Below are 23147 nucleotides of genomic sequence, written 5' to 3'. Positions count from 1 at the left end.
GTGTGTGTGAATTTCACGCACGAAGCGGCCTACGACCCGCCCGCAGCCACCATGCTGGTCACATGGGCTCAGACATCTCGGGACGACGTGCGGTGGTGACCGGCGGCGCCCGGGGCATCGGAGCCGCGATCGCCCGCCGGCTCGCCGACGACGGGGTATCCGTCGCGATCCTCGACCTGCCAGGCGACGCAGGACCCGCAGCAGCCGCTGAGCTCGGCGGTACGTTCGTGGGCGTCGACCTGGCCGACGCCGCAGCGGCGATGGCAGCGGTCGACGAGGCGGCAGACGCCCTGGGCGGCGTCGACATCCTCGTCAACAACGCCGGCATCCTGCGCTTCGCGAGCCTGCTCGACCTGACCGTCGACGACTGGGACCGCACCCTCGCGATCAACGCCCGGGCGACGGTGTTCACGATGCAGGCGGCGGCCCGCGCCATGATCGCCCAAGGCGGTGGCGGCGCGATCGTCAACATCGCCAGCATGGCGGCGAAGACCGGCGGCCTGAACGAGCTCGGCTACGCCGCTTCCAAGGCCGCCGTCGTCTCGGTCACCCGGTCGGCGGCGGCTGACCTCGGACCTCACCAGATCACGGTCAACTCCCTGTGCCCCGGCTACATCCTCACCGAGATGGGCGCCGCGACCCGCACCGAGGAGGACGTCGCCGCGTGGTCGGCGAAGTCGCCGCTGGGGCGCCTCGGCGCGCCCCAGGACGTCGCGGGCTTCGTCCGGTTCCTCGTCTCCCCCGACGCCACCTACCTGACCGGTCAGGCCTTCAACGTGACCGGCGGGATGATCACGCAGTGACGCTGGTCGTCACCGGTGCGGTCGCGGTGCTGGCCGGGCCGGGCGTTGAGCACGCCGACGACGTCGCGCTCGACGACGGGTCCGAGACGGTCACGACGCTCGACGCATCCGGCTGTGTCGTCACGCCGGGACTGGTCAACGCCCACCATCACCTGCTGCAGAGCGCCTTCCGCACGCTGCCGGGCACGCGAGGCGTGCCGATGGCCGAATGGCTGCCGGCCATGGCGGCGGCCTACAACGCCGCCGGCATCGACGCGGAGCTCGCGCACGCCGCGGCGTCGGTCGGTATCGCCGAGTCGCTCCTGTCGGGCGTCACGACCGTCGCCGACCACCACCTCAACTGGCCGATGGGGGCACCGATCGACGCGACCGTTGCGATCGCGCGCGCCACCGCAGACGCCTCTCGCGCTCTCGGCGGCCGGCTGGTGTTCGTACGCGGGTCAGCCCGTGACGACCCCGACTGGGCCGGGGCCTCAGCGGACGCGATCGCCTCGGCGCTCGTCCCGCACGGCGGGGTCACCCCCGACGGCCTGCTGCAGGTCGCGGTCGGACCGGCCGGCGTGCACAGCGACGGCGAGGCGACGTTCGCCGCGCTGGCCGAGGTGGCTCGCACGCACGGACTGCGCCGACGTACGCAGGCCAACGAGCAGGTGGACGTCGCGATCGCGCTCGAGCGCTACGGCCGACGGCCGATCGACCTCCTCGACGAGTGGGGCTGGCTCGCGCCCGACGTCACGATCGCGCATCTGGTCGACGTCACGCCCGACGAGACCCGGCGGATCGCCGAGTCAGGGGCCACCGGGACGCACGCGCCCGGTTGCGACGTCCCGATGGGCTGGGGCATCGCCCGGGTCCACGAGCTGCTCGCGGCGGGGATCCAGCTGGGCCTCGGCACGAGCGGAGGGGGCTCCAACGACGCCGGGCACCTGCTGGCCGACGCCCGGCTCGCGATGCAGGTCTCGGGCCTGGTCGGTCCGCAGCTGCCCGCCCGCACGGCGCTGGACATGGCGACGCGCGGCTCGGCAATCGGGCTGGGTCGCCCCGAGCTCAGCCACCTCGGCACCGGCTCGGCCGGCGACCTCTGTGTGTGGGACGTCTCCGGCGTGGCCGACGCCGGCGTCGCGGATCCCGTCGCAGGGCTGCTCTGGGCGGCACCGGGCCGGCGTCCGCGCGACGTCGTCGTGGCCGGCCGCCCGGTCGTACGTCATGGCGCGCTCGTGCACGCCGACGAGCGGACGATCGCCGGCGACCTCAGTCGGCTGCTGGCACGGCGCGCGGCGGCAGGCTGAACCGGTCGATCTCCTGCAGCGCCTCGAGCCCGGCGTCGATGCTCTCCTCGAACATCTGCTTGCCGGCCTTCGCACTGGCGCCGGTCGGATCGCCGACGATCCCGTGCGGCCCGAAGTCATCGCTCAGCCAGCCGAACGTGACCGCCTTGCCGTTGAAGCCGATGTGCTCGTACGCCGCGAGCTCCAAGGGCAGGACCGTGACGAAACGGTCCTCGTGCACGAGGTCGGGCCGCAGGTGCATCACGATCGACGTCTCGGAGTAGCCACCGTGGATGCCGAGCCCGTGCTCCTCCGGCTCGCCCTCGACGCCGCTCGCCGCCCGCACGCGCAACGCCGGCATCGTGAAGGTCTGCAGACCGAACCGCCGGCGCAGCTCTCGGTTGGCGACCTGCAGCAGCGCCACGTTGCCACCGTGCCCGTTGAGGAACACGAGCTTGCGAGCCGGCGTCGTCGCCACCGACCGGCCGAGGTCGACGAGGGTCTCCATCAGGGTCGACGCGGTGAGCCACAGCGTCCCCGACGCCCAGCTGTGCTCGTCGGACTTGCCGACCGACATCGTCGGCAGCTGCCACGCGTCGATCCCGGCGTCCACGGCACGGGGCACGAGCGCCTCCGCCGCGGCCTCCGCCATGAGGGCGTCGGTGACCAGCGGCAGGTGCGGGCCATGATGCTCGATCGCACCGATCGGCAGCACGAGCACCGAGTCGGCCTCGAGCATCTCGAGCGTCTCGGGGCCGGTCAGCTCGGCGAACTTGCGGGTCATCGTGTCCTCCAGGTGAGGTGGCGCCCCGGCCGACAGCCGACCGGGGACGCCACGTCGTGAACCTGCCGCGAGCTACTTCAGACCGATGGAGGGATCGATGAAGTCGTTCGTGTACAGGTCCTCGGCGGTGACACTGGGATCGATGTCGGTGCCGAGCTTGGTGTAGATCTTCGAAGCGGTGTCGAAGAACGTGGACATGCGGGCCGGATCGAAGTCGCCGATCGCCTTGTTGTCACCGTTGCTGACCAGACCGATGTCGATCATGGTCTTGCGCGAGTAGTCCGCCACGCCGGGGCTGTAGGTCCAGCCGGTGTTGTACTGCGCGACGAGGTCCTGGATCAGTGCGTCCGCGGCCTTCGGGTCGGCGAAGTAGTTGACCTCGGCCTGCTGCAGCACCGGCGTCAGCGCCTTGAGGCACGGCGTCAGCTTCGTGAAGTCAGCCGTACGCACGGCCATCTCGGACTGGTACGGGTTCCAGCCGGTCTCGGAGACCAGCGCGTACTTGACCGGCTTGTCCCAGTTCTTGATCTCGTGCTCGTAGATGTAGGGCTCGGCCGAGGCGAAGCCCTGCTGCATGTCCTTGCCGCCTGCGGCGACGAAGTTGGCCGGCGTGCCGTCGTAGCTGGAGTCCTGGCTCTTCTTGGACACGAACCCGGCGTCACGCAGGTAGTCCTGGTAGGCCGAGCCGGCGAAGTAGCGCCACACGCCGCCGGACTTGTCGAGCGCCGCCTTGATGTCCTTGACGCTCTTGACGTCCGGGTAGGTCTTGGGGTCCCACATGACCATGATCGGGCTCTCGTCGAGCGGCGCGAAGAACGCCTTGGTGGGGGTCTTCTTGGAGTTGGCGATCTGGTCGTCCGTCGTGATGTAGCCCATCGTGATCGACTTGTCGGTGTACATCTGGGCCCCCACCCCGGTGTATCCGATCGCGGGACCGCCCGCGCGCACCTCGAGCTTCACACCGGTCGACTTGCCGTCCAGCATCAGCGTGCCGGACACGGACTTCTTGCCCGCGTCGATCTTGGCGTCAGGGCCGAACATCTCGTAGAGGTGACCGTGCTCCGACTCGGGGTTCCAGTCGGTCTGGACCACGATGGTGGCCGGGCAGCCGGCCTTGGCCAGGTCGACCGTGGCGCTCGCCGCGCTCGCCTTGGTGTCCTTGTCGTCGGATGAGCCACAAGCCGTCAGGACCGTCGACAGGGCGACGAGTCCCGCGACGGCCGCGACGCGGCGGGTTGTTCTACTGCGCATGACGTGTCTCGCTTTCGGTGCAGGGGTGGGGGTCTTCCGGGGAAGTCGAGGGGTTACTTGACGGGCTCGTACCAACGACCGACGACGAGCTTGGACAGCAGGCCGAACAGGCCGAACATCGCAACGCCGAGCAGCGCGGCGACGAGGATCGCGGCAAACAGCTGCGTGTAGTCGAGCACCCGGGCGTACGTCTGGAGCAGCGCCCCGATGCCCGGCGTGCCGCGCTGGAAGAAGAAGTCGCCGACGATCGCGCCGACGACCGACAGGCCGGCCGACGTGCGGAGGCCGACGAAGATCGCCGGCAGCGCCGCCGGGAACATCAGCTTGGTCAGCACGGTCCAACGCTCGGCACGCTGCAGCTGGAACAGCTCGTACTGCGACCGATCCACCGACTGCAGGCCGAACAGCGTGTTGGACACCATCGGGAACAGCGCGATCATGACGCAGACCACGACGCGCGCCTTGAACTCGTAGCCGAACCAGACGCCGATCAAGGGCACGATCGCGAGGATCGGGATGCACTGCAGGATCACGGCGTACGGGTAGGTGGACCGCTGGATCCACGTGCCGAGCGACATCGCCACGGCCCACGCGATGCCGATCGCCGCGGCGATCACGAGGCCGGTCACGACGACCTTGCTGGTCTGCCAGACGCCGTCGATGATCTGCTGGCGGGTCAGGTCGTTCATGAACCCGTCGCTGATGATCTGGTCCGGGCGCGGGAGCAGGAACTTCGGGCGTACGACCCAGGCGTTGAGCGCGTACCAGAGGCCGATCAGGAACGCGAACACCGCGAGGGGCGGCAGCGCCGACACGGCCGCCGACACGACACGCGAGCCGAAGCCCCGCTTGGGCACCGAAGGCCGTGCGGGCGTGATCTCGGCGACGACCGCCGACGGCTCGGTCACGACGGTGTCGGTCATGCGTGCCCCTCCCTCAGCGCGTGCGAGACCTCGCCGACCAGCTCCGCGAACTCCGCGGTGTAACGCACGTCGGGATCGCGTGGCATCGGCAACGGGATGTCGATCGTCTTGACGATGCGGCCGGGGCGGCCCGACATCACGACGACCTTGGTGGACAGGTAGACCGCCTCGGAGACCGAGTGGGTGATGAACATCCCGGCGAAGCCCTGCTTGACGAAGAGCCGGATCAGCTCGTCGTTGAGTCGCTCACGGGTGATCTCGTCGAGGGCGCCGAACGGCTCGTCGAACAAGAACAGCTCGGGGTCGAGGGTCAGCGACCGGGCGAGGGACGTCCGCATCTTCATGCCACCGGACAGCTGCTTGGGCAGGTGCTTCTCGAACCCGCTGAGCCCGACCAGCTCGATCGCGGCATCGGCCTTGGCGCGGCGCTTGTTCTTGCGCTCGCCGGCCAGCTCGGCGAGCAGCTCGACGTTGCGCTGCACGTCGCGCCACGCCAGCAGCGTCGCGTCCTGGAACACGAAGCCGATCCGGTCGGTGTTGACCGTGACGGTCCCCTCGCTGGCCCGCTCGAGGCCCGAGGCGATCCGCAACAGCGTGGACTTGCCGCAGCCCGACGGCCCGACCACCGTGACGAACTCGCCGCGACGGACGTTGACGTCGACACCCGACAGCGCGACCGTCCCGTTCGGGAAGCGCATCGCGACGTCCCGGAAGTCGATCAGGGTGCCGGGCGGCGTCGTCGCCACGGACGGCGTGGCGGGAGATGTCAGGGCCACAGCGGCTCGCTCTCAAGCGTGGGAATCGAACAAGAACGACGCTACGAGCGGGACATTTCACCGAAGTGTCATGACCGTAACCTTTTGCAACACATGTTCCGGGATCGCGAAACATGAGACCTCCCGTTGCGCGGAGCCCTGTTACGCAGGGTGGCCGTGGTTCGCCGCAAGGCGCCCGAGCACCTCACGTACCTTGGCCCGCGACTCGGCTGCCAGCGGGTTGACCGGGCGGCCGTCCTGCGCGACGAGCCGCCCTCCGACGTACGTACGTTTGAGGTTGCGCTGCCCGCACGACAGCACGTAGTTGCGGACCGGGTGCCACAGCGGACCGATGTCGGGGTCGACCGGATCGACCACGACGAAGTCCGCGAGCTTGCCGACCTCGAGGCTGCCGACCCGGTCGGCGACGCCCAGCAGCTCGGCGCCGCCCAACGTGTGCAGGCGCAGGACGGTCTCGGGCATCATGTCGAGCGGCCGGCCGGTCTGCGCGCGGACGAGCGCCATGCCCATCCGCATGTTCTGCCACGGGTCCGAGACGTCGGTGCACGCCTGGTCGTCGAGGCCCATGCCGACGGTCATGCCGGCCGCGAGCATCGCCGGGACGTCCGCGACGCCCGAGGCGAGCCGGCCGTTGGACGCCGGCTGCCAGGACATGCCTGCACCGGCGTCGGCCACGGCGCCGATGATCTCGGGTGTCGTCTGGATGAAGTGCCCGAAGATCATGCCGGGGCCCAGGGCGCCGGCGTCGCGGTAGAGCGCGAACTTGGCCTGCTGCAGCTCGGTCGCCTCGCGGGTCTCGAGGAAGTGCGCCTGGTTGATGAGGCCGAACCGGCGCATCGCCTCGACCTCGATCTCGGCGGCATCGGCCCGGTTGGACCACTGCACGGCGCCGGTGACCGCCGCACCGAGCGCAAGCGCCGGGTCGAGCGTACGCACGTGCGCCACGACCTCTGCCAGTCGTGCGAGCACGTCCTCGGACCCGCCCGACGCATCGTCGAGCGGGATCGAGTTGACGAACCGCAGCCCCGCGTCGGCCTTGGCGTCGATCTGCCGCAGCTGGTAGTCGACCGGCCGCAGGGCGCCCACGACCTGGCGACGACCCTCGATCATCGGCTCCCACGGGATGCGGGGATCCGTGAAGTCGTACGCCGTGGTGACGCCGTGCGTGAGGAAGTCCAACGCGCCGTGCAGCGTCGTCCAGTAGATGTCGTCGCCGGTCGCGTGCCGGATCAGGCCGAGCATCGAGTCGCACCAGCCGTAGAGCGTCTCGGTGACGCCGAGCCCCCGGCTCGCGCTGGTGAACAGGTGGCTGTGCGACGAGACGAAGCCCGGTGCGACGAATGCCCCGTCGACATCGAGCACCTCGGCGGTGCCTGCAGGTGGAGCAGCGCCGTCGCCGATCTCCACGATCACGCCGTCGGCGACCCGCAGCCAGCCGCGTTCGACGTAGCCGGGGTCGTCGGTGCCCGCCGGGACGGTGATGAGTCGTGCATCGGTGACCAAGAGCTGAGTCATGCTTCGCTCGCTCATGTCACAGCTCCAGGACAAGTCGGGGGCACGCTGCGCGGGAGACGCAGATGTACATCAGGTCGCCCCGCTCACGCTCGGACGGCGTGAGGATCGAGTCGCGGTGGTCGACGTCGCCCTCCAGGACCGGCGTCTCGCACGTGCCGCAGGTCCCTTCGTGGCAGCTCGACAGCACGAACACCCCGTTCTCCTCGGCGACCTCGAGGATGCTCCGGTCCGGCGGCACCGTGACGGTCAGGCCGCTCGAGGCCATCTCGACCTCGAAGTCGCCGGCCCACACCGGGGCACTCAGCGGCTCGGCGACGAACCGCTCGGCGTGGAAGTCCAGCCCGTACGCCTCGGCGGCCCGCTCCGCGGCATCGACCAGCCCGGCCGGACCGCAGCAACGTACGACCGCACCAGCGGCCGCCCCCAGAACCGCATCGACGTCGAGGCGCTGGCCACGCTCGGCCACGTGCAGCACCAGACGGTCGCCGAGCAATGCGACGAGCTCGTCGACGAACGCCATGCGGCCCTCGTGCCCGGCGTAGTGCAGCACGACGTCGGCACCAGCGGCGACGGCTGCGACCGCCATCGGCAGGATCGGCGTGATGCCCACGCCGCCGGCGATCAGCACGACGGGTGCGCCGGTCGCCTCGAACGCGAAGTGGTTGCGCGGCCCCGCGATGCCGAGCACCGAGCCGGCCTGCGCGTTGGTGTGCAGCCACGCCGAGCCACCCCGGCCGGCCGCCTCCCGCAGCACCGCGATGCGCCAGTGATCAGGCTCCGTGCCACACAGGGAGTACTGCCGCACCAGGCCGGACGGCAGCAAAACGTCGACGTGCGCGCCCGGCGCCCAGAGCGGCAACGCACCACCGTCAGCACGTACGAGATCGAGCACGACGAGGTCGGCGCCGACGTCGGTCCGACCGTCGACCCGGACGCTGAGGTCACTCGTGGGCTCGTTCATGTGTCGTGAACAGTAGAGGGCGAAATCGCGCATTCCGGGGTCGGCAACAGAGAGTTAACGCGATGAAACGAACGGTTCATGCCCGAGAAATGTGGTGTGCCTAGTCTCACTGAGGTGCGACAGAACCGCGGATCCCGCGTATGAACCTGCCCCGGCCGCTCGACGTCCTGCGGGGCGCCCGGCTGGCCGACGGCAGCGCGGTCGACGTCGTGCTCGACGGCGACACCGTCGCCCAGGTCGTACCGGCCGGGACGGCGAGCGCCGCGGCCCACGAGCTCGACCTGACCGGATTCGTCGTGCTGACCGCCCCCGCCGAGCCGCACGCCCACCTCGACAAGGCCCGCAGCTGGGACCAGATCAATCCGCCGATGGGCGACCTCGGACTCGCGGTCGAGTCGTGGGTCAGGCACACGACCGACATGGCCACCGAGCACATCGTCGAACGCGCGCGTGCCCAGGCGCTCGACATGCTCCAGCACGGCACGACCGCGATCCGCTCGCACGTCGACCTGCTCCGCACGGGTGACCCGCTGCGCGGCGTACGCGCCCTGGTCGAGGTGCGCGACGAGCTCGCCGACCTCATCGACCTGCAGCTCGTCGCACTCGGCAGCGAGCTCATCGACGAGTCCGTCTACGAGGCAGCCCTCGACGCGGGCTTCGACCTCGTCGGCGGAGCGCCTCACATGGCGATCGACCCACTGGCCGAGCTGCACCGCGTCCTCGGGATCGCCAAGCGGCGCAGGGCCGCGGTCGACCTGCACACCGACGAGTCGCTCGACGGGCCCCTGACGATGCCGGAGTTCGCCCGGGCCGTGCGCGGCTGGACCCAGCCGGTGTCCGCGGGCCATTGCGTACGCCTTGGCACCCTGGCGCCCGACGAGCTGGCCGAGGTCATCGACGAGGTCCTGGCCAGCGACATCGGCATCATCAGCCTGCCGATCACCAACCTCTACCTGCAGGGCTGGGAGCACGCTGCCTCGACGCCTCGTGGCCTCACCGCATTGCGGGCCCTGCTCGACGCCGGCGTACGCGTCGGCGCGGGAGCCGACAACGTCCGCGACCCGTTCAACCCCGTCGGTCGTGGCGACGCGCTCGAGACCGCCTCGCTGCTGGTCACGGCCGGCCACCTGACGCTCGACGAGGCGATCCACGCGATCGGCGACGGCGCCCGGTCCGTCATGTCCCTTCCCGAGGCCGGGCCGCGACCCGGTGCCAAGGCCGAGCTGCTCGCCGTGCGCGGCGCCAGTCTCGGTGAGGTCGTCGCCTCCGCCTCCCCCGACCGCCACGTGATCCACGCCGGCCGGCTCGTCGCCACGAGCCGGGTCGAGCGACAGATTGCTCCTACGAAAGGCACCGCCGCATGACCATCGAGACACTTCCGGCCGTCGACGCCGACCGGGTCACCGCCCTCACGCACGAGCTGCGTGACCTGTTGGGCGCCGCCGCGGTCTCGGATGAGACTGCGGCACTCGACCGCGCCTCGATCGACGGCTCCGAGATGTCGCCCGTCGTCAAGGAACAGCTGCCGCTGGGCCGGGCTCAGCTCGTCGTCACCCCGACCACGGCCGAGGAGATCGCGCTCGCGGTCGGCGCCGCGACCCGGCACGGCGTGCCGATCACCCCGCGCGGCAAGGGCACCGGAAACTACGGCCAGGCGATCCCGATGGCCGGCGGCCTCGTCCTCGACATGTCGAAGGCCCGGACGATCGTCGAGATCGGCGACGGCTACGCCACCGCCGACGCGGGCGCCACGCTGATCGCGATCGAGCAGGCCGCCAACAAGACCGGCCAACAGCTGCTGATGTTCCCGTCGACCGTCCAGTCCACGATCGGTGGGTTCGTCTCGGGCGGCTCCGGCGGCACCGGCTCGATCAAGCACGGCATGCTGCACCAGGGCTATGTCACGGCGCTCGATGTCGTGCACGCCACACCGGACGCGGCCCTCGTGCACGTCGAGGGCACCGACACCGAGCCGTACCTGCACAACTACGGGACGACCGGCATCATCGCGCGCGTCACCGTGGCGCTCGAGCCGCAGCAGGCCTGGCAGGCGTTCTATGCGAGCTTCGAGGACTTCCACGACGCGTTCGCCCTCGTACGCTCGCTCGTCGAGCTCGACCCGATCCCGCGGCTCGTCTCGGCCGACGTGCCGACGATCGCCGACGCGCTGCCCTCCGACACCGCTCTGCCGCCGGGCCGGGCGAGCCTGCGGGCCATCCTCGACCCCACGACCGTGGTCGAGGCGACCCGCCTGGTCGAGGCCGCAGGCGGCACCGTGGAGGCCGTCCGCGAGGGCATCCAGCCGACCATGAAGGTCTCGATGACGAGCTACAACCACCCGATCGAGTGGCTCCAGAAGGCGGCCACCGAGACGTACTTCCACGTCGAGGTCAGCGGCGACGCCCTGATCGACCGGGTCGACGAGGTGCAGCAGGTCTACCCCGGCGCGATGCTGCACCTCGAGGGGCAGCGTGGGCGACCCATCGGGATGCTCACGGCGCCCTACACCGGTGCCGACGACGTGTGGTCGGGGTTCACCCGGCTGACCGCGCTGGGCGTCGGGTTCCACAACCCGCACCAGTGGTTCGTGGACTACATGCCCGAGCGCAGCCGCGAGCTCGCGGCGACCACAGACCCCAACGGGCTGCTCAACCCCGGCAAGCTCGTCGAGCCCACGGTCGTCACGGGCGGCAAGTGAGCGTCCACGGCGACGACTGGCCGGCTGACCCCTGGGAGCTCCTGCGGGCGTGGCTCCCGTCGAACGACGACCCGGTACGCCCGACGATGACGCTCGCCACCGTGGCGGCCGACGGCAGTCCCGACGCCCGAACGGTCCTGCTCAGCGAGCTCGACGACGCCGGGTTCTACTTCCACACCGATTCGCGGTCGCGCAAGCTCGAGCAGATCGCCGCCCACCCTCGCGTCGCCCTCGTCATCCCGTTGCCGGAGCACAAGCGGCAGCTCACGGTGCAGGGCACCACCGAGGACGTCGACCCGAGCGAGCTGGCGTGGGCGTATGCACACCGGTCGGACTACCTGCGCAGGCTCGCGTGGCTCAACACCCCCGAGCTCGCAGCGCTGCCGCTGGCCGAGCGCATCGACCGGTGGGCCGGCTTCGAGCCGGACGAGCCGCCCGACACCTGGACCGGCCGTCTCGTCCGTCCCACCAGGCTGACGTTCTGGGCCGGCCGGGACGACACCGCGAGCCGCCGCATCGAGTACGTCCGTCGTGACGGCACCTGGGTCGCCCATGTCCTCCCCGGCTGAACAGCTGCTCAGCTGCCCCAAGGCGATGGTCCACGGACCGTGCGGCGGCGTCGGGCTCGACGGCACCTGCGAGGTCTCCCCGGCGCCGTGCGTGTTCCTCGACACGCCGACCGTGCGCTGGCACGACATACCGGTGCCCCACAGCACTGCTCCACGACCAGACGCCATGCGGCAGCGCCTGCGCGAGGGCCGGGTCGTCGTGGCGGACCTGCCTGCTGCCGCGCTCTCGGCGGACTCGATCCGTGACTGCGCCACGGCGCTGCGCGGGCACGTCGACGCCGTACTCGCCGGCGACGGCGGGGCGTCGCGCGTGCAGTTCCCTCCGGCGTACCGTGCCGGTCTGGTCCAGGCCGCCGGCCTCGAGGTGTGGAGCGGCGTCAACAACCGCGACCGCAACCGGGTGGCCCTCGAGGGTGAGCTCGCGGCCCTCGCGCACGCCGGTGTCGCCGCGGTCCACTGCGTCACCGGCGATCACACGCTCACCGGGTCGCGGCCCGACGCCGCACCCGTGTTCGACCTCGACAGCACCGAGACGGCGGCGCTGGCGCAGGCGGCCGGGCACCTCGTGTCGGTCGGCGAGTCTCCGGCGGCGCCACCTGTCGAACGGCGGGCAGCGCGGCTGCTCCAGAAGCAACGCGCCGGCGCCGAGGTCTGCTTCGTCAACCATGCCGGCGGTGCCGAGCCCGTACGAGCGTTCATCGACGACGCCCGGAGCATCGGCGTGACCGTCGCGTTCATCGCGTGTGTGCCGGTGGTCGTCGACGAAGCGAGTGCGGCGCTCCTGGCGTCGTTCACGACCCTCGTCCTGCCGCCCGGCTTCCTGTCGTCGATCGCCCACGCCCACGACCCGAGGGCCGCAGGCATCGCCGCCGCCATCACGCTTGGCCGGGAGCTGTTGGACCTCGACGGCGTCGCCGGCCTCAACTTCTCGGGCGGTGCGGCGCCAGGCCATGAGGTGGCGTACGCCGAGGCTCAGGCGGAGGTCGCCGCAGCGCTCAGATGAGGCGGCGGTCGTTGGCCCAGCGGGTCAGCTCGTGGCGGCTGGAGAGCTGCAGCTTGCGGAGCACGCTCGAGACATGCGTCTCGACGGTCTTGATCGAGATGAACAGCTCCTTGGCAACCTCCTTGTACGCGTAGCCGCGGGCGATCAGGCGCATGACCTCGCGCTCCCGCTCGGTCAGGCGGTCGATCTCCTCGTCGACCTGCGCGACCTCGATCGTGCCGGCGAACGCGTCGAGGACGAACCCGGCGAGGCGCGGCGAGAACACCGCGTCGCCCTGCGCGACGCGGCTGATCGCGTCGAGCAGTTCGGGCCCCGAGATGTTCTTGGTGACGTAGCCCCGGGCGCCGGCGCGGATGATGCCGATGACGTCCTCGGCGGCGTCGCTGACCGACAGCGCGAGGAACTTGGTGTCGGGATGCCGCAGGTGCAGCCGGCGGATGACCTCGAGGCCACCACCGCCGGGCATGTGCACGTCGAGCAGCACGACGTCGGGCGTGGTCTCGGCGATGACCTTGACCGCGCTGTCGACGTCCTCGGCCTCCGCGACGATGTCGACGGGCCCGTCGATCTCGGCGCGTACGCCGGTGCGGAACATCGCATGGTCGTCGACGATCGCGACGCGCAGTGTGGTCATGGGCTCACTTCTTCTGTGGGTACGCGCTCGGTGGTGGAGTCTGGCGGGGTCGGGTCGGCGGTGCGGACGGGCACGCTGAGGGCGACCTCGGTGCCCTCCCCCGGGCTGCTACGGATCGTGACGGTGCCGCCGTGTCGTTCGACCCGGCCGATGATCGAGCCTCGCACACCCATGCGGTCCTCGGCGATCGTGTCGGTGTCGAAGCCCACGCCACGATCGCGCACGAAGACCTCGACCGTACGCCCATCAGCCTCGGCATAGACGTCGATGCGATCGACCTGGGCGTGCTTGGCGGCGTTGATCATGGCCTCACGGGCGGCCTTGGCTATCGCGGCGACGTCGGGATCGAGCGCCGCGTCGCCGACGGCGATGACCTCGACCGGCACGCGGTGCGCGTCCTCGACGTCTGCTGCCGAGGCCCGCAGTGCAGCGACCAACGAGTCGCCGGGCTTCTCGTCGTTGCCGTACAACCATGCCCGCAGCTCGCGTTCCTGGCGGCGGGCCAAGGTCGCCACGACGGCCGAGTCACCGGCGTTCTTCTGCAGCAGGGCCAGCGTCTGCAGCACGGAGTCATGGAGGTGTGCGGCGACGTCGGCGCGTTCCTGCGAACGTACGCGCTCACGGCGCTCCTCCGACAGGTCGCCGAGCAGCTTGGTGATCCACGGACCGAGGATCAGCAGCAGGCCGAGCCCGGCCACCGCGACGGCCGACGCGAGGTCGACGATCGCGCTCCAGCCGCGCTCCTGGCTCAGGAAGTAGATGCCTGCGGAGATGACCAGCACGGCCCCGGCGGCGACGCGCATCGCGAACCCGAAGCCCTTGGTCTGGCGCATCCAGCGGCCCCACGCGGCGTCGTCGAACTGCCGCCAGATCACGGCGAGGCCGACGACCCCGATCAGGAGCGGCGCGAACAGGCTGCCGGCGATGCCCCGGCCGCTTGCCTGGATCATGAACATCACGCCGACGCCCACGGCGCCCAGCGCCACCGTCTGGAACACCTCGAACGCGCCGGGACGCCCGCTCGTGCGCAGGCCGCGGCGGGTCGCCGACTCGAGCCCGGGCGAGAGGTCGGGCTGGCGCAGCGGCAGGAACCGCCACAGCAGCAGATAGGCGATGACGCCCATGCCGTGGAACCACGTGCCGACGATGAACGCCAGCCGTACGTAGAGCACCGGGATGCCGAAGTGCTCGGCGACACCCGTCGCGACGCCGCCGACGAGCCGGCGATCGGCTGGTCGGTAGGCGCGGCGGTATTCGGTCACCCCATGATCGTCACACGTACGCGTACGCGCGCGCCATCAGGAACGTCCCTCTCGCACCCTGAGCAGTCCCGGGTGCGATTCAGGGTCGTACCCGATGTGCCGCAGGGCCGCCCTCGGACACGATGGGGGTATGAACGCAGAAGACACCCGCACCTTGCCGCCGGACGGCGACTTCGATCCGCACCGGATCCGCACGATCACCGACATGAAGCGATCCAAGGACGACCGCATCGTCGGCGGTGTGTGCGCCGGAGCCGCGAAGTACCTCAACATCGACCCCGTCATCGTGCGGGTCATCATCGCGGTGCTCACGATCGCCGGTTTCGCCGGCATCATCATCTATGCCGCCGCGTGGTTCCTGCTGCCGGCGGAGGGCGACGACAAGAGCGTCGCCGCCGACTGGTTCAAGCTCGACAAGAACGAGGAGCAGGTGCGCGTCGCCGGACTCGTCGGTGCCGTCGTCCTCGCCGTGGTGGCCGTCGTCGGTGACGGCGGCTGGTTCTGGGGCGGAGCGCCATGGGTCCTGGTGCCGATCGCGTTCGTCTACTACCTGATCGTCGTGCGCCCCCGCCGCCGGCGCCAGGCCGAGACCGATCTCGCCACGCAGTACGCGCCGCCCGGCGTCGACCCGGCGGACGAGTCCCTGCGCGGCCCGGAGTTCGCCGCCGCCAAGGCCGGCCTCGTGGCCAACCAGAAGTACGCCAAGGCCAAGCGCGAACGCTCGTGGACCCTGACGCTGCTCACGCTGTCGGTGGCAGCGATCGCCGTCGCCTCGACCGGCATCTACAACGCGTACCACGACAGTCCGCACTGGACGACGTACGTCGCGGTGGCTCTCGGCGTCGTGGCACTCGGCCTCCTGGTCAGCACCCTGTGGGGTCATGGCGGCCCGTTGATAGCCGTCGGGGTCCTCCTCGCGATCACGTTGGCGATCGGCTCGGTGGTGCCGAGCGGCCCGATCGGCACCCAGGCCCCGACGCTGGCGACCGCCGCCGACGTGCGCGGCCACTACAAGCACGGGATCGGGGAGCTCAAGCTCGACCTCACCGAGGTCTCCAATCCTCAAGCCTTGCTCGGCCGGACGGTCGAGATCGAGTCCGGCATCGGCGACACCACGATCACGGTGCCCAAAGGCCTCAACGTGACGATCAAGGCCGACGTCGACGCCGGCGAGATCCGCCTCTTCGATCGCAAGGTCGACGGCACCGACACCCAGCTCGACTATGTGGCCACCGGGACCGGGCCGGCCCTGACGATCGACGTCCACCACCGACTCGGAGGTATCGAGGTGATCCGCAGATGACCCGCCACTCGTTCCGCTGGGAGGGCCTGGTCTTCGGGCTGTTCTTCCTGTCAGTCGTCGGCAACTGGGCCGTGTGGAAGCAAGACCTGCTGTCCCCGCGCGAGCTCGGCCTCACGGCCTCGGGGGTACTGATCGTCCTCGGCGCCCTGGGCGTGGCCGCCACGGTGTGGCAGACCCGTCCCGCCCAGCGCAAGGCAGCCGTGCCGGCCCCGGAGGCCCCTCCCGAAGCCACTCCCGAACCCACCATCGAACTCAACCCGGAAGGACCTGAAGATCATGAAGAAGCTCACCCGAAGCCGTGACGACAAGTGGTTCGGAGGCGTCTGCGGAGGCCTCGCCGACTACACGGGCATGGACGCCGGCCTGATCCGCGTCCTCGTCGCGGTGTTCTCGATCCTGGGCTTCGGCTCCGTGATCGTCGCCTACATCGTGGCGTGGATCCTGGTGCCCGCCGAGCAGCCGGCCGCCGCGCAGACCGTGTGGGCGCAGGCTACTGACGTGCCAGCCACAGAGAGCGTGCCGTCACAGCCGTCTGCGTGAAGTCGGAGAAGACGCCGTCCACCCCGGCGTCGAAGAACGCAAGGTACTCGCCCACGGCATCGCCGTGGGCGGCCTTGTTGGTGCTGGTCCGCAGGTCCGTGGGCAGGAAGTTGTTCTCGTTGCGCATCGTCCAGATGTGCACCAGCAGCCCGACGTCGTGAGCGTGGCCGACGAGGCCCGTCTCGCCGGCCAGCCGGTACTTCTTGTCACGGGCGATGACCTGGCTCTTGTTGGGCCCGATGCCGTCGGCGTACGACGCGATGGCCGCCAGCTCCCGTGGGGCCATCAGGTCGGCGTACGTCCTGCGGTCACGCGCCTCGACCAGGTCGTACGGCGCACCCTGCCGGTCCATCAGTTGGATCAGCGGGAGCGGCGTACGGTCGCGGAGGCGGCGCAGGTTGCCGGTCTCCATGGACTGGATGATGACCTTGGCGCCCTCGCGGTTGACCCGGCGGCGCTCGAGGTTGGCGATCAGCAGGTCGTTGAGGTCGTGGCCGATGCCGGCGAAGTAGGTCGGGTGCTTGGTCTCGACGTAGACCCCGATCGGCTCGTCACGCCCCTCGCTGGCGTCCTCGGCGATGTTGAGCACTTCGTCGAACGTCAGGATCTTCTCGAGGCCGTCGAGCGGGAGGTTCTGCGGGCGCAGGGCCGGGAGCCGCTCACGGACCCGGAGCGTCTTGATCTCCTCGAGCGTGAAGTCCTCGGTGAACCATCCGGTGTGCGGGACACCGTCGACGAACTTCGAGACCTTGCGGTCGGCGAACTCCGGCCGCGCAGCGACGTCGGTCGTGCCGCCGATCTCGTTCTCGTGCCGGACGACAAGGATGCCGTCCTTGGTGCTGACGACGTCGGGCTCGATGTAGTCGGCGCCCTGCTCGATCGCCAGCAGGTACGACGGCCGGGTGTGCTCGAGTCGCTCGCCGGGGACTCCGCGGTGGGCGATGACGATGGGTGCCGGGGACACCCCTCAATCAAACCGCATCCGGCCCGCGTTGCGGGTCGGCACGCACGAGACGTACGGCACCATCCCGACGCGGATCCGCGGCCGCCACGAGATGCCCGTCGTGCCGCCGCAGGGTCGCGGCGACCCCGCCGTAATACATCGTCAGGTCGGTCTCGGTCTTGACGACCTCCTCGGGCCGGCCCGCCCGGTGCACGTGGACCCGCGGGTGGTTGATGGCCTGCTGGAGTCCCATCCGCCCGTTGACGAACCCCGCGAGCGCCTGCACGATCGCCGTCGTGATGCGGTCGGCCCCGGGCGAGCCGATCGCGATCGCCGAGCCGTCGACGTGGCGGCCGACGGTCGGCGCCATGTTGGACAGCAGCCTGGTCCCCGGCGGCAGTCCGTGCAGCCCCCGGGCGTTGAGCTCCTGCTCGCCGAGGCAGTTGTTGAGCCAGATGCCGGTGCCCTTGGCGATCATGCCGGAGCTGTAGCCCGACGACACCGTCACCGAGCACGCCCCGCCGTCGCTGTCGGTCGCCGACACGTGAGCCGTCGACCCGGACTCCAGCACCGCGAGATGGTCGTGGTCGACGAGCTCGAGGAAGGCCGCGGCGTCCCGCTCGAGGTCATCGGTGTGGTCCAGCACCCGGAGCCGGTGGCCTAGCACGGCGCGCTGCACCCGGATCAGGTGCTCGACGTCGTCGCCGTCCCACTCGCCGTACGGCCGGCCGTCGAGCATCCGCAGCATCGCGGTGACGCACACGCCGCCGACCGATGGCGGTGGGTTGGTGCCGAACGTCCAGTCACCGACCGTGCTCAGCAGCGACGGACGCACGACCGGCCGGTACGCCGCCAGGTCGTCCGGGCCGAGGATGCCGCCGCGGGCGATCACGTCGGCGCTGAGGAGCTTCGCGAGGTCGCCGGTGTGGAGAGCGCTCGGGCCCTGCTCGGCGATCTGCTCGAGCGAGCCGACGAGGTCCGGCAGCACGATCAGCTCAGTCGTGACCAGGCCGTCCTCGTCGTGCACCGCGGCGTCGCTCTCGTCGTCCCAGCCGAAGATCAGGTCGTGTACGTGGTCGAGGTAGTAGCGCGACGCCGAGCCGAGCCGGAAGCCACTGCGAGCGACGTCGATCGACGGCGCCACGATCTCGCGCCACGGCAGTCGGCCCCATCGCGCGTGCGCCGCACCGAACGCCGCGACCGAGCCGTGGGCGGCCACGGAGCCGGGTCCGATCGTCGCCGTGACGCCGTCCCCGTAGTCGGTGTGGATGTCCCACGTGCCGCCACCCAGGTCGCGCCCGCGGCCGGGCATCTCCATCCAGCCGTCGACGGTCTGCGGGGCGCTGCCGTCCTGCGGCTGGACCGTGATGAACCCGCCGGAGCTCAACGACACGATGCCGATCTCGTTGACCATCGTCACGAGTACCGCCGCCAGCGCCGCGTCGACGGCGTTGCCGCCACTGCGGGCGACCTGCTCGCCGGCGTCGGCGGCGGCCTCGTTGGGCGCGGCGATCGCGACGTCCGGCATTCCCGCAGGCTACTCGCACGGGAGGCTGCCCGCTGAGACTGACGTTTCTGTCGCGACTCGCCGCGCAGGGGCGACAGAAACGTCAGGCCCAGCGGGGATCGGGTACGTCGATAGGGTGACGGGGTGGCTCAGTCCAGGTTGTTCCGGCGCGGATCGTGGCCCGAGGCCTCGCGCATCGCCGACATCCTGCGGCAGGAGACGCTCGGCGGGGCGCTGCTGCTGGGCGCGACCCTCGTGGCCATCGTCGCCGCCAACGTCGGTGACGGTTATGCCTCGCTGCGGGACACCGCTTTCGGCCCCGACTCGCTGCACCTGCACCTCACGTTCGGTCAATGGGCCTCGGACGGGCTGCTCGCGATCTTCTTCTTCGTCGCCGGGCTCGAGCTCAAGCGGGAATTCGTCGCCGGAGACCTCCGCGAGCCCAGTCGTGCGGTGCTCCCGGTCGTGGCCGCCGTCGGCGGCATGGCGGTCCCCGCGTTGATCTTCGTGCTCGTCAACCTCGGCGGCTCGCTCGACGGCTGGGCCATCCCGACCGCGACCGACATCGCGTTCGCCCTCGCCGTCCTCGCCGTGATCAGCAGTCACCTGCCGTCGGGCCTGCGGACGTTCCTGCTGACGCTTGCGGTCGTCGACGACCTGTTGGCGATCATCATCATCGCCGTGGTCTACACCAAGACCCTGCACGTCGAGTACCTGCTGCTCGCCGCGATCCCGCTCGCGGCCTTCACGATCCTGGTGCAACGCCGCGTACGTTCGTGGTGGCTCCTGCTGCCGCTCGCCGCACTCGTGTGGGGCCTGGTGCACGCCTCGGGGGTCCACGCCACGGTCGCCGGCGTCCTGCTCGGTTTCGCCGTGCCGGTCCTCCGGCGCGACGGCAGCAACGGCACAGGTCTCGCCGAGCACTTCGAGCACCGGTTCCGGCCGTTGTCGTCAGCCGTCGCGGTGCCGGTGTTCGCGTTCTTCAGCGCCGGCGTGGCGATCGACGGTTGGTCAGGCCTCACCGACGCCCTGAGCGAGCCCATCACGCTCGGGATCATCGCCGGCCTGTTCCTGGGCAAGACCATCGGCGTCTTCGGCGCGACCTGGCTCGTCGCAACGTTCACCCGCGCCGAGCTCGACGACGACCTCGAGTGGCTCGACGTCCTCGGCCTCGCGATGCTCGCCGGCGTCGGGTTCACGGTCTCGCTGTTGATCGGCGAGCTGGCGTACGGCGTGGGCAGTGCGACGGACGAGCACGTCAAGACCGGCGTGCTGGTGGGCTCCTTGGTCTCGGCCGTCGGCGCCGCGCTGATCCTCCGCGCCCGCAATCGCGTCTATCGGGAGATCGCCGCTCGTGAGGGTCGGGACGACGACGGCGACGGCATCCCCGACGTCTTTCAGTGAGCGCGCGTCAGGATGCGGACCGCCGTCTCATCCTGTGACCCACGTCACAAGTGACTACCTGTCTAGTCCGAAAGAACTATGTACACATTCTGTGGGTAACGCTGTGCACATCGACTCTCCTGCAATTGCAGGAGATCGTCGACCCGGGCCTCCGACCCGATGCCGCCACGCTCGCGTTTCACCAGCGCAGGCCGGGGGTACGTGGGCCGCGACATGAGCACCGCACACCTCCTCACACCGCTTCCGGCGCTACCGCGTCCCGACCCGTCGGAGCTCCCTCCGCGCGGGTTCGTCGACTGCAGGGGCGAGTGGCAGGACCTCGACAACGACAAGGATCACGATGCTGCTCCCTAAGGCACGCGGCGAGCTGAGCGAGGCACTGTTCGAGGCCCTGCGCTCGGAGACCGGCGAGGTCGGGAGCCTGCACCTTCGGCCGACGGACCAGGACGACGCGCACATTGCACTCTGGGCGATGTACGAGCTGCACTACGCCGGCTTCGAGGACGTCGACGACGAGCTGGAGTGGGATCCCGACGTGCTGGGACTCCGGCGCCTCCTCGAGCGGGACTTCGAGGCCGGGCTGCGGTCTCGCCACACCGCGACGACCCTCGACGAGCCCTTCGCGGAGGGCCTGTTCGCCTACGTCGCCGACCATGACGGGCCGTCCCTCGCGGCGTACGTGCAGCGCACGGCCGATCGTGAGCAGGTGCTCGAGCTGCTGCGGCACCGCTCGATCTATCACCTCAAGGAGTCCGACCCGGTCGCCTGGACCGTGCCTCGCCTGCCGACGGCGCCCAAGGCGGCGCTGATCGAGCTGCAGTACGACGAGTTCGGCGGCGGCGACCCCAACCGGCTGCACGCGCACCTGTTCGCGCTGGGGCTCGAGGCCTCCGGGCTGCGGGCCGACCCTTACGCGTACATCGACGACGTGCCGGTCGAGATCCTCGAGCTCAACAACGCGATGTCGCTGTTCGGCTTGCACCGCCGGCTCCGGGCGGCGTCGCTGGGGCACCTCGCGGCGTTCGAGGCGACGAGCTCGTTGCCGTCACGCCGCATGGCCCAAGGGCTGGCCCGGCTGGAGCTCCCGCAGGAGATGATCGCCTACTACGAGGAACACGTCGAGGCCGATGCGGTGCACGAGCAGCTGGCCGTCCGTACGATCTGCGGTGCCCTCGTCGCCGACGAGCCGCACCTCGTGGACGACGTCGTGTTCGGTGCGTTCACGTGCCTCGACCTCGAGGACCGCTACGCCCAGCGCATGCTCGGCGAGTGGGAGGCCGCATGACTGAGCACGGGTTCGAGCACCCGGATGTCATCATCTGTCCCGGTGGCCCCTTGCTGCTGCGGGGTGACCACGTCGTCGAGGACGCCGACGGGGTCGCTCACGAGACCAGGCGGCCGGTCAGCGCCGTGTGCCGGTGCGGCAAGTCCGCCGACCAGCCGTGGTGCGACGGCACCCACAAGGTGCTCCCCGCCCGCGACCGGCCTTAGGACGTACGCAATGGCCGGGTCGCCGGCCCTTCGAGCACCTCGCCGTCGGGCGTGAACCTCGAGCCATGCAATGGGCAGTCCCAGCTCTTCTCCTGGTCGTTCCACTTCAGGACGCCGCCGAGGTGCGTGCAGAGGGCGCGGACCGCACACGTCTGCCCGTCGACCGTCGAGACGCCGGTGGGCAAGAGACCGTCGCGGCCGACCACACCCGCGCCTTCTGGCGGACTGTCCGGCACGTCCTTCAGCTCGGCCGTCACGAGACCCTTCGCAAGATAGGCACCCACCGAGAGGTTGAGCTCGGCGATCTTCGCCGCACCCTGCGGCCGCGTGATGCGCCGCGCCATCGGCTTGGACCACGACACCGGCTCGCCCAGCAGCGAAGCGGTGAGGTTGCGGGCCGCGGCGACGGCGTTGGTCATCCCCCACTTGTCGAACCCCGTCGCGACGTGGAACCGGCCGCCACCACGCGGCAACGCGCCGACGTACGGGATGCCGTCGTGCGACTGGTAGTCCTGCGCCGACCACACGTGGGTCTCGGCGGCGCCCGGGAAGTACCTCGCGGTCCACTCCCGCAGCTCGTCGACGTGGCTCGCCTCCGAGCGCGTGCGGCCGACCGTGTGGCCGCTTCCGCCGATCATGAGCTTGGTCGTGCCGTCGGCGCGCGGCACGTCGCGGATCGAGCGCGAGGGCTGGCCGGCCGACAGGCTCATGGGCATCGGGGTGGTCGCGAAGTCGAACGCCAGAGCGTACGAGCGCAAGGGCTCGAGCTTGGCGAAGTAGAGGCCGCGATCGAGGATCGGCGTGCCGGTCGCGAGGATGACCTCGCTCGCGGTCAGCTCGGTGCCGTCGTCGAGGTGCACCGTCGGGAGTCCCGTCTTGGACGCACTCACGACCCGGTGCCCCTCATGGATCGTGCCGCCGTGCTCGCGGACCTGGCTCGCGAGCGCCGTGAGGACGTCGAGGGGGTCGAACTGGTACTGGTCCGCCAGCACCGCTCCACCATGGTTGGTGAACGGCAGGTCGAGCTGGTCGTGCCACCGCACGTCGAGGCCAAGCGAGCGGGCCGCGTCGTGCTCGTTGCGTGCCTCCTCGACCTGGTGGATCTCCGCGGCGTACGTGATCGCGTCGCGGGTCTGGACCGGCACGTCGTGGTCGGCGCAGAACCGGACGAGCCACTGCTGCCCCTCCAGGTTGGCGTCGACGTACGCCTGAGCGACGGCATGGGACTGCTTGCGCAGGATCGACGACAGCTTGGTGCCCTGCAGCAGCGAGAGCTTCGCCGTCGTGTTGCCGGTCGTCACGGCCCCGACGGTCCGCGCCTCGATGACCGCGACCCGGCGACCGGCGCGGGCCAGCAGCAGGGCGGTCGTCAGGCCGGTCAGTCCCGCGCCGATCACGAGGTCGTCGAGTCGCTCGCCGACGGGAAGCGGGTCGCTCGCGGGCAGGCCGGGACGATCGAGCCACAGTGAGGTCATGCCGCGGACGTACCCGCGGGGTGAGCGCGACAAACCC

Annotated in this window: 23 protein-coding genes; 12 read left to right on the top strand and 11 right to left on the bottom strand. The window is 70.4% G+C overall.

The window, feature by feature from the left end; genetic code table 11:
• Positions 1-62 precede the first annotated feature (62 nt).
• Positions 63-803 carry an SDR family NAD(P)-dependent oxidoreductase gene (locus ESP70_RS08585; protein WP_149688881.1) on the top strand — a complete coding sequence of 247 codons (741 nt, stop codon included), beginning with the start codon at positions 63-65 and terminating at the stop codon, positions 801-803.
• Positions 800-2092: an amidohydrolase family protein gene (locus ESP70_RS08580; RefSeq protein WP_246161973.1), complete on the top strand. Its 1293-nt coding sequence runs from the start codon at positions 800-802 to the stop codon at positions 2090-2092. Before ESP70_RS08585 ends, ESP70_RS08580 begins: the two co-directional genes overlap by 4 nt.
• Here ESP70_RS08580 and ESP70_RS08575 read toward each other — a convergent pair.
• The 6 genes from ESP70_RS08575 to ESP70_RS08550 all read right to left on the bottom strand — a co-directional run bounded on the left by ESP70_RS08575 (position 2055) and on the right by ESP70_RS08550 (position 8281).
• Entirely contained in the window at positions 2055-2855 is an 801-nt protein-coding gene (locus tag ESP70_RS08575; RefSeq protein WP_149688880.1) for a creatininase family protein, read from the bottom strand. The two genes, ESP70_RS08580 and ESP70_RS08575, sit on opposite strands and share 38 nt — an antisense overlap.
• 72 nt (positions 2856-2927) lie before the next feature.
• Positions 2928-4106, bottom strand: a complete 1179-nt coding sequence (locus tag ESP70_RS08570) for an ABC transporter substrate-binding protein (RefSeq protein WP_149688879.1) — start codon at positions 4104-4106, stop codon at positions 2928-2930.
• 53 nt (positions 4107-4159) lie between these two features.
• Complete coding sequence (locus tag ESP70_RS08565) at positions 4160-5029, bottom strand: ABC transporter permease (protein ID WP_149688878.1); 870 nt, start codon at positions 5027-5029, stop codon at positions 4160-4162.
• Positions 5026-5805, bottom strand: a complete 780-nt coding sequence (locus ESP70_RS08560) for an ABC transporter ATP-binding protein (protein WP_246161972.1) — start codon at positions 5803-5805, stop codon at positions 5026-5028. The genes ESP70_RS08565 and ESP70_RS08560 overlap by 4 nt, the downstream gene beginning before the upstream one ends.
• 141 nt (positions 5806-5946) lie before the next feature.
• Complete coding sequence (locus ESP70_RS08555) at positions 5947-7320, bottom strand: amidohydrolase family protein (RefSeq protein WP_149688877.1); 1374 nt, start codon at positions 7318-7320, stop codon at positions 5947-5949.
• A 16-nt stretch (positions 7321-7336) separates the two neighbouring features.
• On the bottom strand, positions 7337-8281 hold the full coding sequence (locus ESP70_RS08550; protein WP_149688876.1) for a PDR/VanB family oxidoreductase: 945 nt from the start codon (positions 8279-8281) through the stop codon (positions 7337-7339).
• A 140-nt stretch (positions 8282-8421) separates the two neighbouring features.
• Between ESP70_RS08550 and ESP70_RS08545 the strand changes: the two genes are divergently transcribed.
• The 4 genes from ESP70_RS08545 to ESP70_RS08530 are packed head-to-tail and all read left to right on the top strand — an operon-like array spanning position 8422 to position 12551.
• A complete protein-coding gene (locus ESP70_RS08545; protein WP_149688875.1) occupies positions 8422-9645 on the top strand; it encodes an amidohydrolase family protein in 1224 nt (407 codons plus the stop codon).
• Positions 9642-10979: an FAD-binding oxidoreductase gene (locus ESP70_RS08540; protein WP_149688874.1), complete on the top strand. Its 1338-nt coding sequence runs from the start codon at positions 9642-9644 to the stop codon at positions 10977-10979. Before ESP70_RS08545 ends, ESP70_RS08540 begins: the two co-directional genes overlap by 4 nt.
• Positions 10976-11548: a pyridoxine/pyridoxamine 5'-phosphate oxidase gene (locus ESP70_RS08535; protein ID WP_188110559.1), complete on the top strand. Its 573-nt coding sequence runs from the start codon at positions 10976-10978 to the stop codon at positions 11546-11548. Before ESP70_RS08540 ends, ESP70_RS08535 begins: the two co-directional genes overlap by 4 nt.
• Positions 11532-12551, top strand: coding sequence for a methylenetetrahydrofolate reductase C-terminal domain-containing protein (locus ESP70_RS08530; protein ID WP_149688872.1), 1020 nt, complete (start codon positions 11532-11534; stop codon positions 12549-12551). Before ESP70_RS08535 ends, ESP70_RS08530 begins: the two co-directional genes overlap by 17 nt.
• Here the strand turns inward: ESP70_RS08530 and ESP70_RS08525 are convergent.
• Together ESP70_RS08525 and ESP70_RS08520 are read right to left on the bottom strand one after the other, a co-directional pair.
• On the bottom strand, positions 12544-13185 hold the full coding sequence (locus ESP70_RS08525; protein ID WP_149688871.1) for a response regulator: 642 nt from the start codon (positions 13183-13185) through the stop codon (positions 12544-12546). The genes ESP70_RS08530 and ESP70_RS08525 overlap by 8 nt on opposite strands.
• The gene (locus ESP70_RS08520) at positions 13182-14447 is read right to left on the bottom strand and encodes an ATP-binding protein (RefSeq protein WP_149688870.1); all 1266 of its coding nucleotides are present in this window, start codon (positions 14445-14447) and stop codon (positions 13182-13184) included. Before ESP70_RS08520 ends, ESP70_RS08525 begins: the two co-directional genes overlap by 4 nt.
• Positions 14448-14577: 130 nt before the next feature.
• Here ESP70_RS08520 and ESP70_RS08515 point away from each other — a divergent pair, with 130 nt between their 5' ends.
• From ESP70_RS08515 to ESP70_RS08505, 3 genes are read left to right on the top strand one after another with little or no spacing between them, the layout of a single operon-like run.
• Positions 14578-15750 (top strand): PspC domain-containing protein, encoded by a 1173-nt coding sequence (locus ESP70_RS08515; RefSeq protein WP_188110558.1) that lies wholly within the window; start codon positions 14578-14580, stop codon positions 15748-15750.
• Complete coding sequence (locus ESP70_RS08510) at positions 15747-16052, top strand: hypothetical protein (protein WP_149688868.1); 306 nt, start codon at positions 15747-15749, stop codon at positions 16050-16052. The genes ESP70_RS08515 and ESP70_RS08510 overlap by 4 nt, the downstream gene beginning before the upstream one ends.
• The gene (locus tag ESP70_RS08505; RefSeq protein ID WP_149688867.1) at positions 16027-16290 is read left to right on the top strand and encodes a PspC domain-containing protein; all 264 of its coding nucleotides are present in this window, start codon (positions 16027-16029) and stop codon (positions 16288-16290) included. The genes ESP70_RS08510 and ESP70_RS08505 overlap by 26 nt, the downstream gene beginning before the upstream one ends.
• Here the strand turns inward: ESP70_RS08505 and ESP70_RS08500 are convergent.
• Positions 16241-17254 (bottom strand): glycerophosphodiester phosphodiesterase, encoded by a 1014-nt coding sequence (locus ESP70_RS08500; RefSeq protein WP_149688866.1) that lies wholly within the window; start codon positions 17252-17254, stop codon positions 16241-16243. The two genes, ESP70_RS08505 and ESP70_RS08500, sit on opposite strands and share 50 nt — an antisense overlap.
• A 7-nt stretch (positions 17255-17261) precedes the next feature.
• Complete coding sequence (locus ESP70_RS08495; protein ID WP_149688865.1) at positions 17262-18761, bottom strand: gamma-glutamyltransferase; 1500 nt, start codon at positions 18759-18761, stop codon at positions 17262-17264.
• Between the two features lie 123 nt (positions 18762-18884).
• Between ESP70_RS08495 and nhaA the strand changes: the two genes are divergently transcribed.
• The 3 genes from nhaA to ESP70_RS08480 all read left to right on the top strand — a co-directional run bounded on the left by nhaA (position 18885) and on the right by ESP70_RS08480 (position 21635).
• A complete protein-coding gene (gene nhaA, locus ESP70_RS08490; protein ID WP_149688864.1) occupies positions 18885-20144 on the top strand; it encodes a Na+/H+ antiporter NhaA in 1260 nt (419 codons plus the stop codon).
• A 340-nt stretch (positions 20145-20484) separates the two neighbouring features.
• Positions 20485-21429, top strand: coding sequence for an iron-containing redox enzyme family protein (locus ESP70_RS08485; protein ID WP_149688863.1), 945 nt, complete (start codon positions 20485-20487; stop codon positions 21427-21429).
• Positions 21426-21635 carry a CDGSH iron-sulfur domain-containing protein gene (locus ESP70_RS08480; protein WP_149688862.1) on the top strand — a complete coding sequence of 70 codons (210 nt, stop codon included), beginning with the start codon at positions 21426-21428 and terminating at the stop codon, positions 21633-21635. Before ESP70_RS08485 ends, ESP70_RS08480 begins: the two co-directional genes overlap by 4 nt.
• Here the strand turns inward: ESP70_RS08480 and ESP70_RS08475 are convergent.
• Positions 21632-23110: an FAD-dependent oxidoreductase gene (locus tag ESP70_RS08475; RefSeq protein WP_149688861.1), complete on the bottom strand. Its 1479-nt coding sequence runs from the start codon at positions 23108-23110 to the stop codon at positions 21632-21634. The two genes, ESP70_RS08480 and ESP70_RS08475, sit on opposite strands and share 4 nt — an antisense overlap.
• Between the last annotated feature and the right edge of the window lie 37 nt (positions 23111-23147).

The sequence above is a fragment of the Aeromicrobium ginsengisoli genome, assembly GCF_004134905.2.
Classification (GTDB): domain Bacteria; phylum Actinomycetota; class Actinomycetes; order Propionibacteriales; family Nocardioidaceae; genus Aeromicrobium; species Aeromicrobium ginsengisoli.
Note: the sequence above shows the minus strand (reverse complement) of the source record. Positions and strands in the feature narration are given on the sequence as shown.

Coding starts and splice junctions, on each gene's coding strand:
- ESP70_RS08545 (WP_149688875.1), top strand. CDS start 8,422: ATGAACCTGCCCCGGCCGCTCGACGTCCTGCGGGGCGCCCGGCTGGCC.
- ESP70_RS08555 (WP_149688877.1), bottom strand. CDS start 7,320: ATGACTCAGCTCTTGGTCACCGATGCACGACTCATCACCGTCCCGGCG.
- ESP70_RS08530 (WP_149688872.1), top strand. CDS start 11,532: ATGTCCTCCCCGGCTGAACAGCTGCTCAGCTGCCCCAAGGCGATGGTC.
- ESP70_RS08565 (WP_149688878.1), bottom strand. CDS start 5,029: ATGACCGACACCGTCGTGACCGAGCCGTCGGCGGTCGTCGCCGAGATC.
- ESP70_RS08505 (WP_149688867.1), top strand. CDS start 16,027: ATGAAGAAGCTCACCCGAAGCCGTGACGACAAGTGGTTCGGAGGCGTC.
- ESP70_RS08510 (WP_149688868.1), top strand. CDS start 15,747: ATGACCCGCCACTCGTTCCGCTGGGAGGGCCTGGTCTTCGGGCTGTTC.
- ESP70_RS08585 (WP_149688881.1), top strand. CDS start 63: ATGGGCTCAGACATCTCGGGACGACGTGCGGTGGTGACCGGCGGCGCC.
- ESP70_RS08515 (WP_188110558.1), top strand. CDS start 14,578: ATGAACGCAGAAGACACCCGCACCTTGCCGCCGGACGGCGACTTCGAT.
- ESP70_RS08495 (WP_149688865.1), bottom strand. CDS start 18,761: ATGCCGGACGTCGCGATCGCCGCGCCCAACGAGGCCGCCGCCGACGCC.
- ESP70_RS08480 (WP_149688862.1), top strand. CDS start 21,426: ATGACTGAGCACGGGTTCGAGCACCCGGATGTCATCATCTGTCCCGGT.
- ESP70_RS08475 (WP_149688861.1), bottom strand. CDS start 23,110: ATGACCTCACTGTGGCTCGATCGTCCCGGCCTGCCCGCGAGCGACCCG.
- ESP70_RS08575 (WP_149688880.1), bottom strand. CDS start 2,855: ATGACCCGCAAGTTCGCCGAGCTGACCGGCCCCGAGACGCTCGAGATG.
- ESP70_RS08525 (WP_149688871.1), bottom strand. CDS start 13,185: ATGACCACACTGCGCGTCGCGATCGTCGACGACCATGCGATGTTCCGC.
- ESP70_RS08485 (WP_149688863.1), top strand. CDS start 20,485: ATGCTGCTCCCTAAGGCACGCGGCGAGCTGAGCGAGGCACTGTTCGAG.
- ESP70_RS08540 (WP_149688874.1), top strand. CDS start 9,642: ATGACCATCGAGACACTTCCGGCCGTCGACGCCGACCGGGTCACCGCC.
- ESP70_RS08570 (WP_149688879.1), bottom strand. CDS start 4,106: ATGCGCAGTAGAACAACCCGCCGCGTCGCGGCCGTCGCGGGACTCGTC.
- ESP70_RS08550 (WP_149688876.1), bottom strand. CDS start 8,281: ATGAACGAGCCCACGAGTGACCTCAGCGTCCGGGTCGACGGTCGGACC.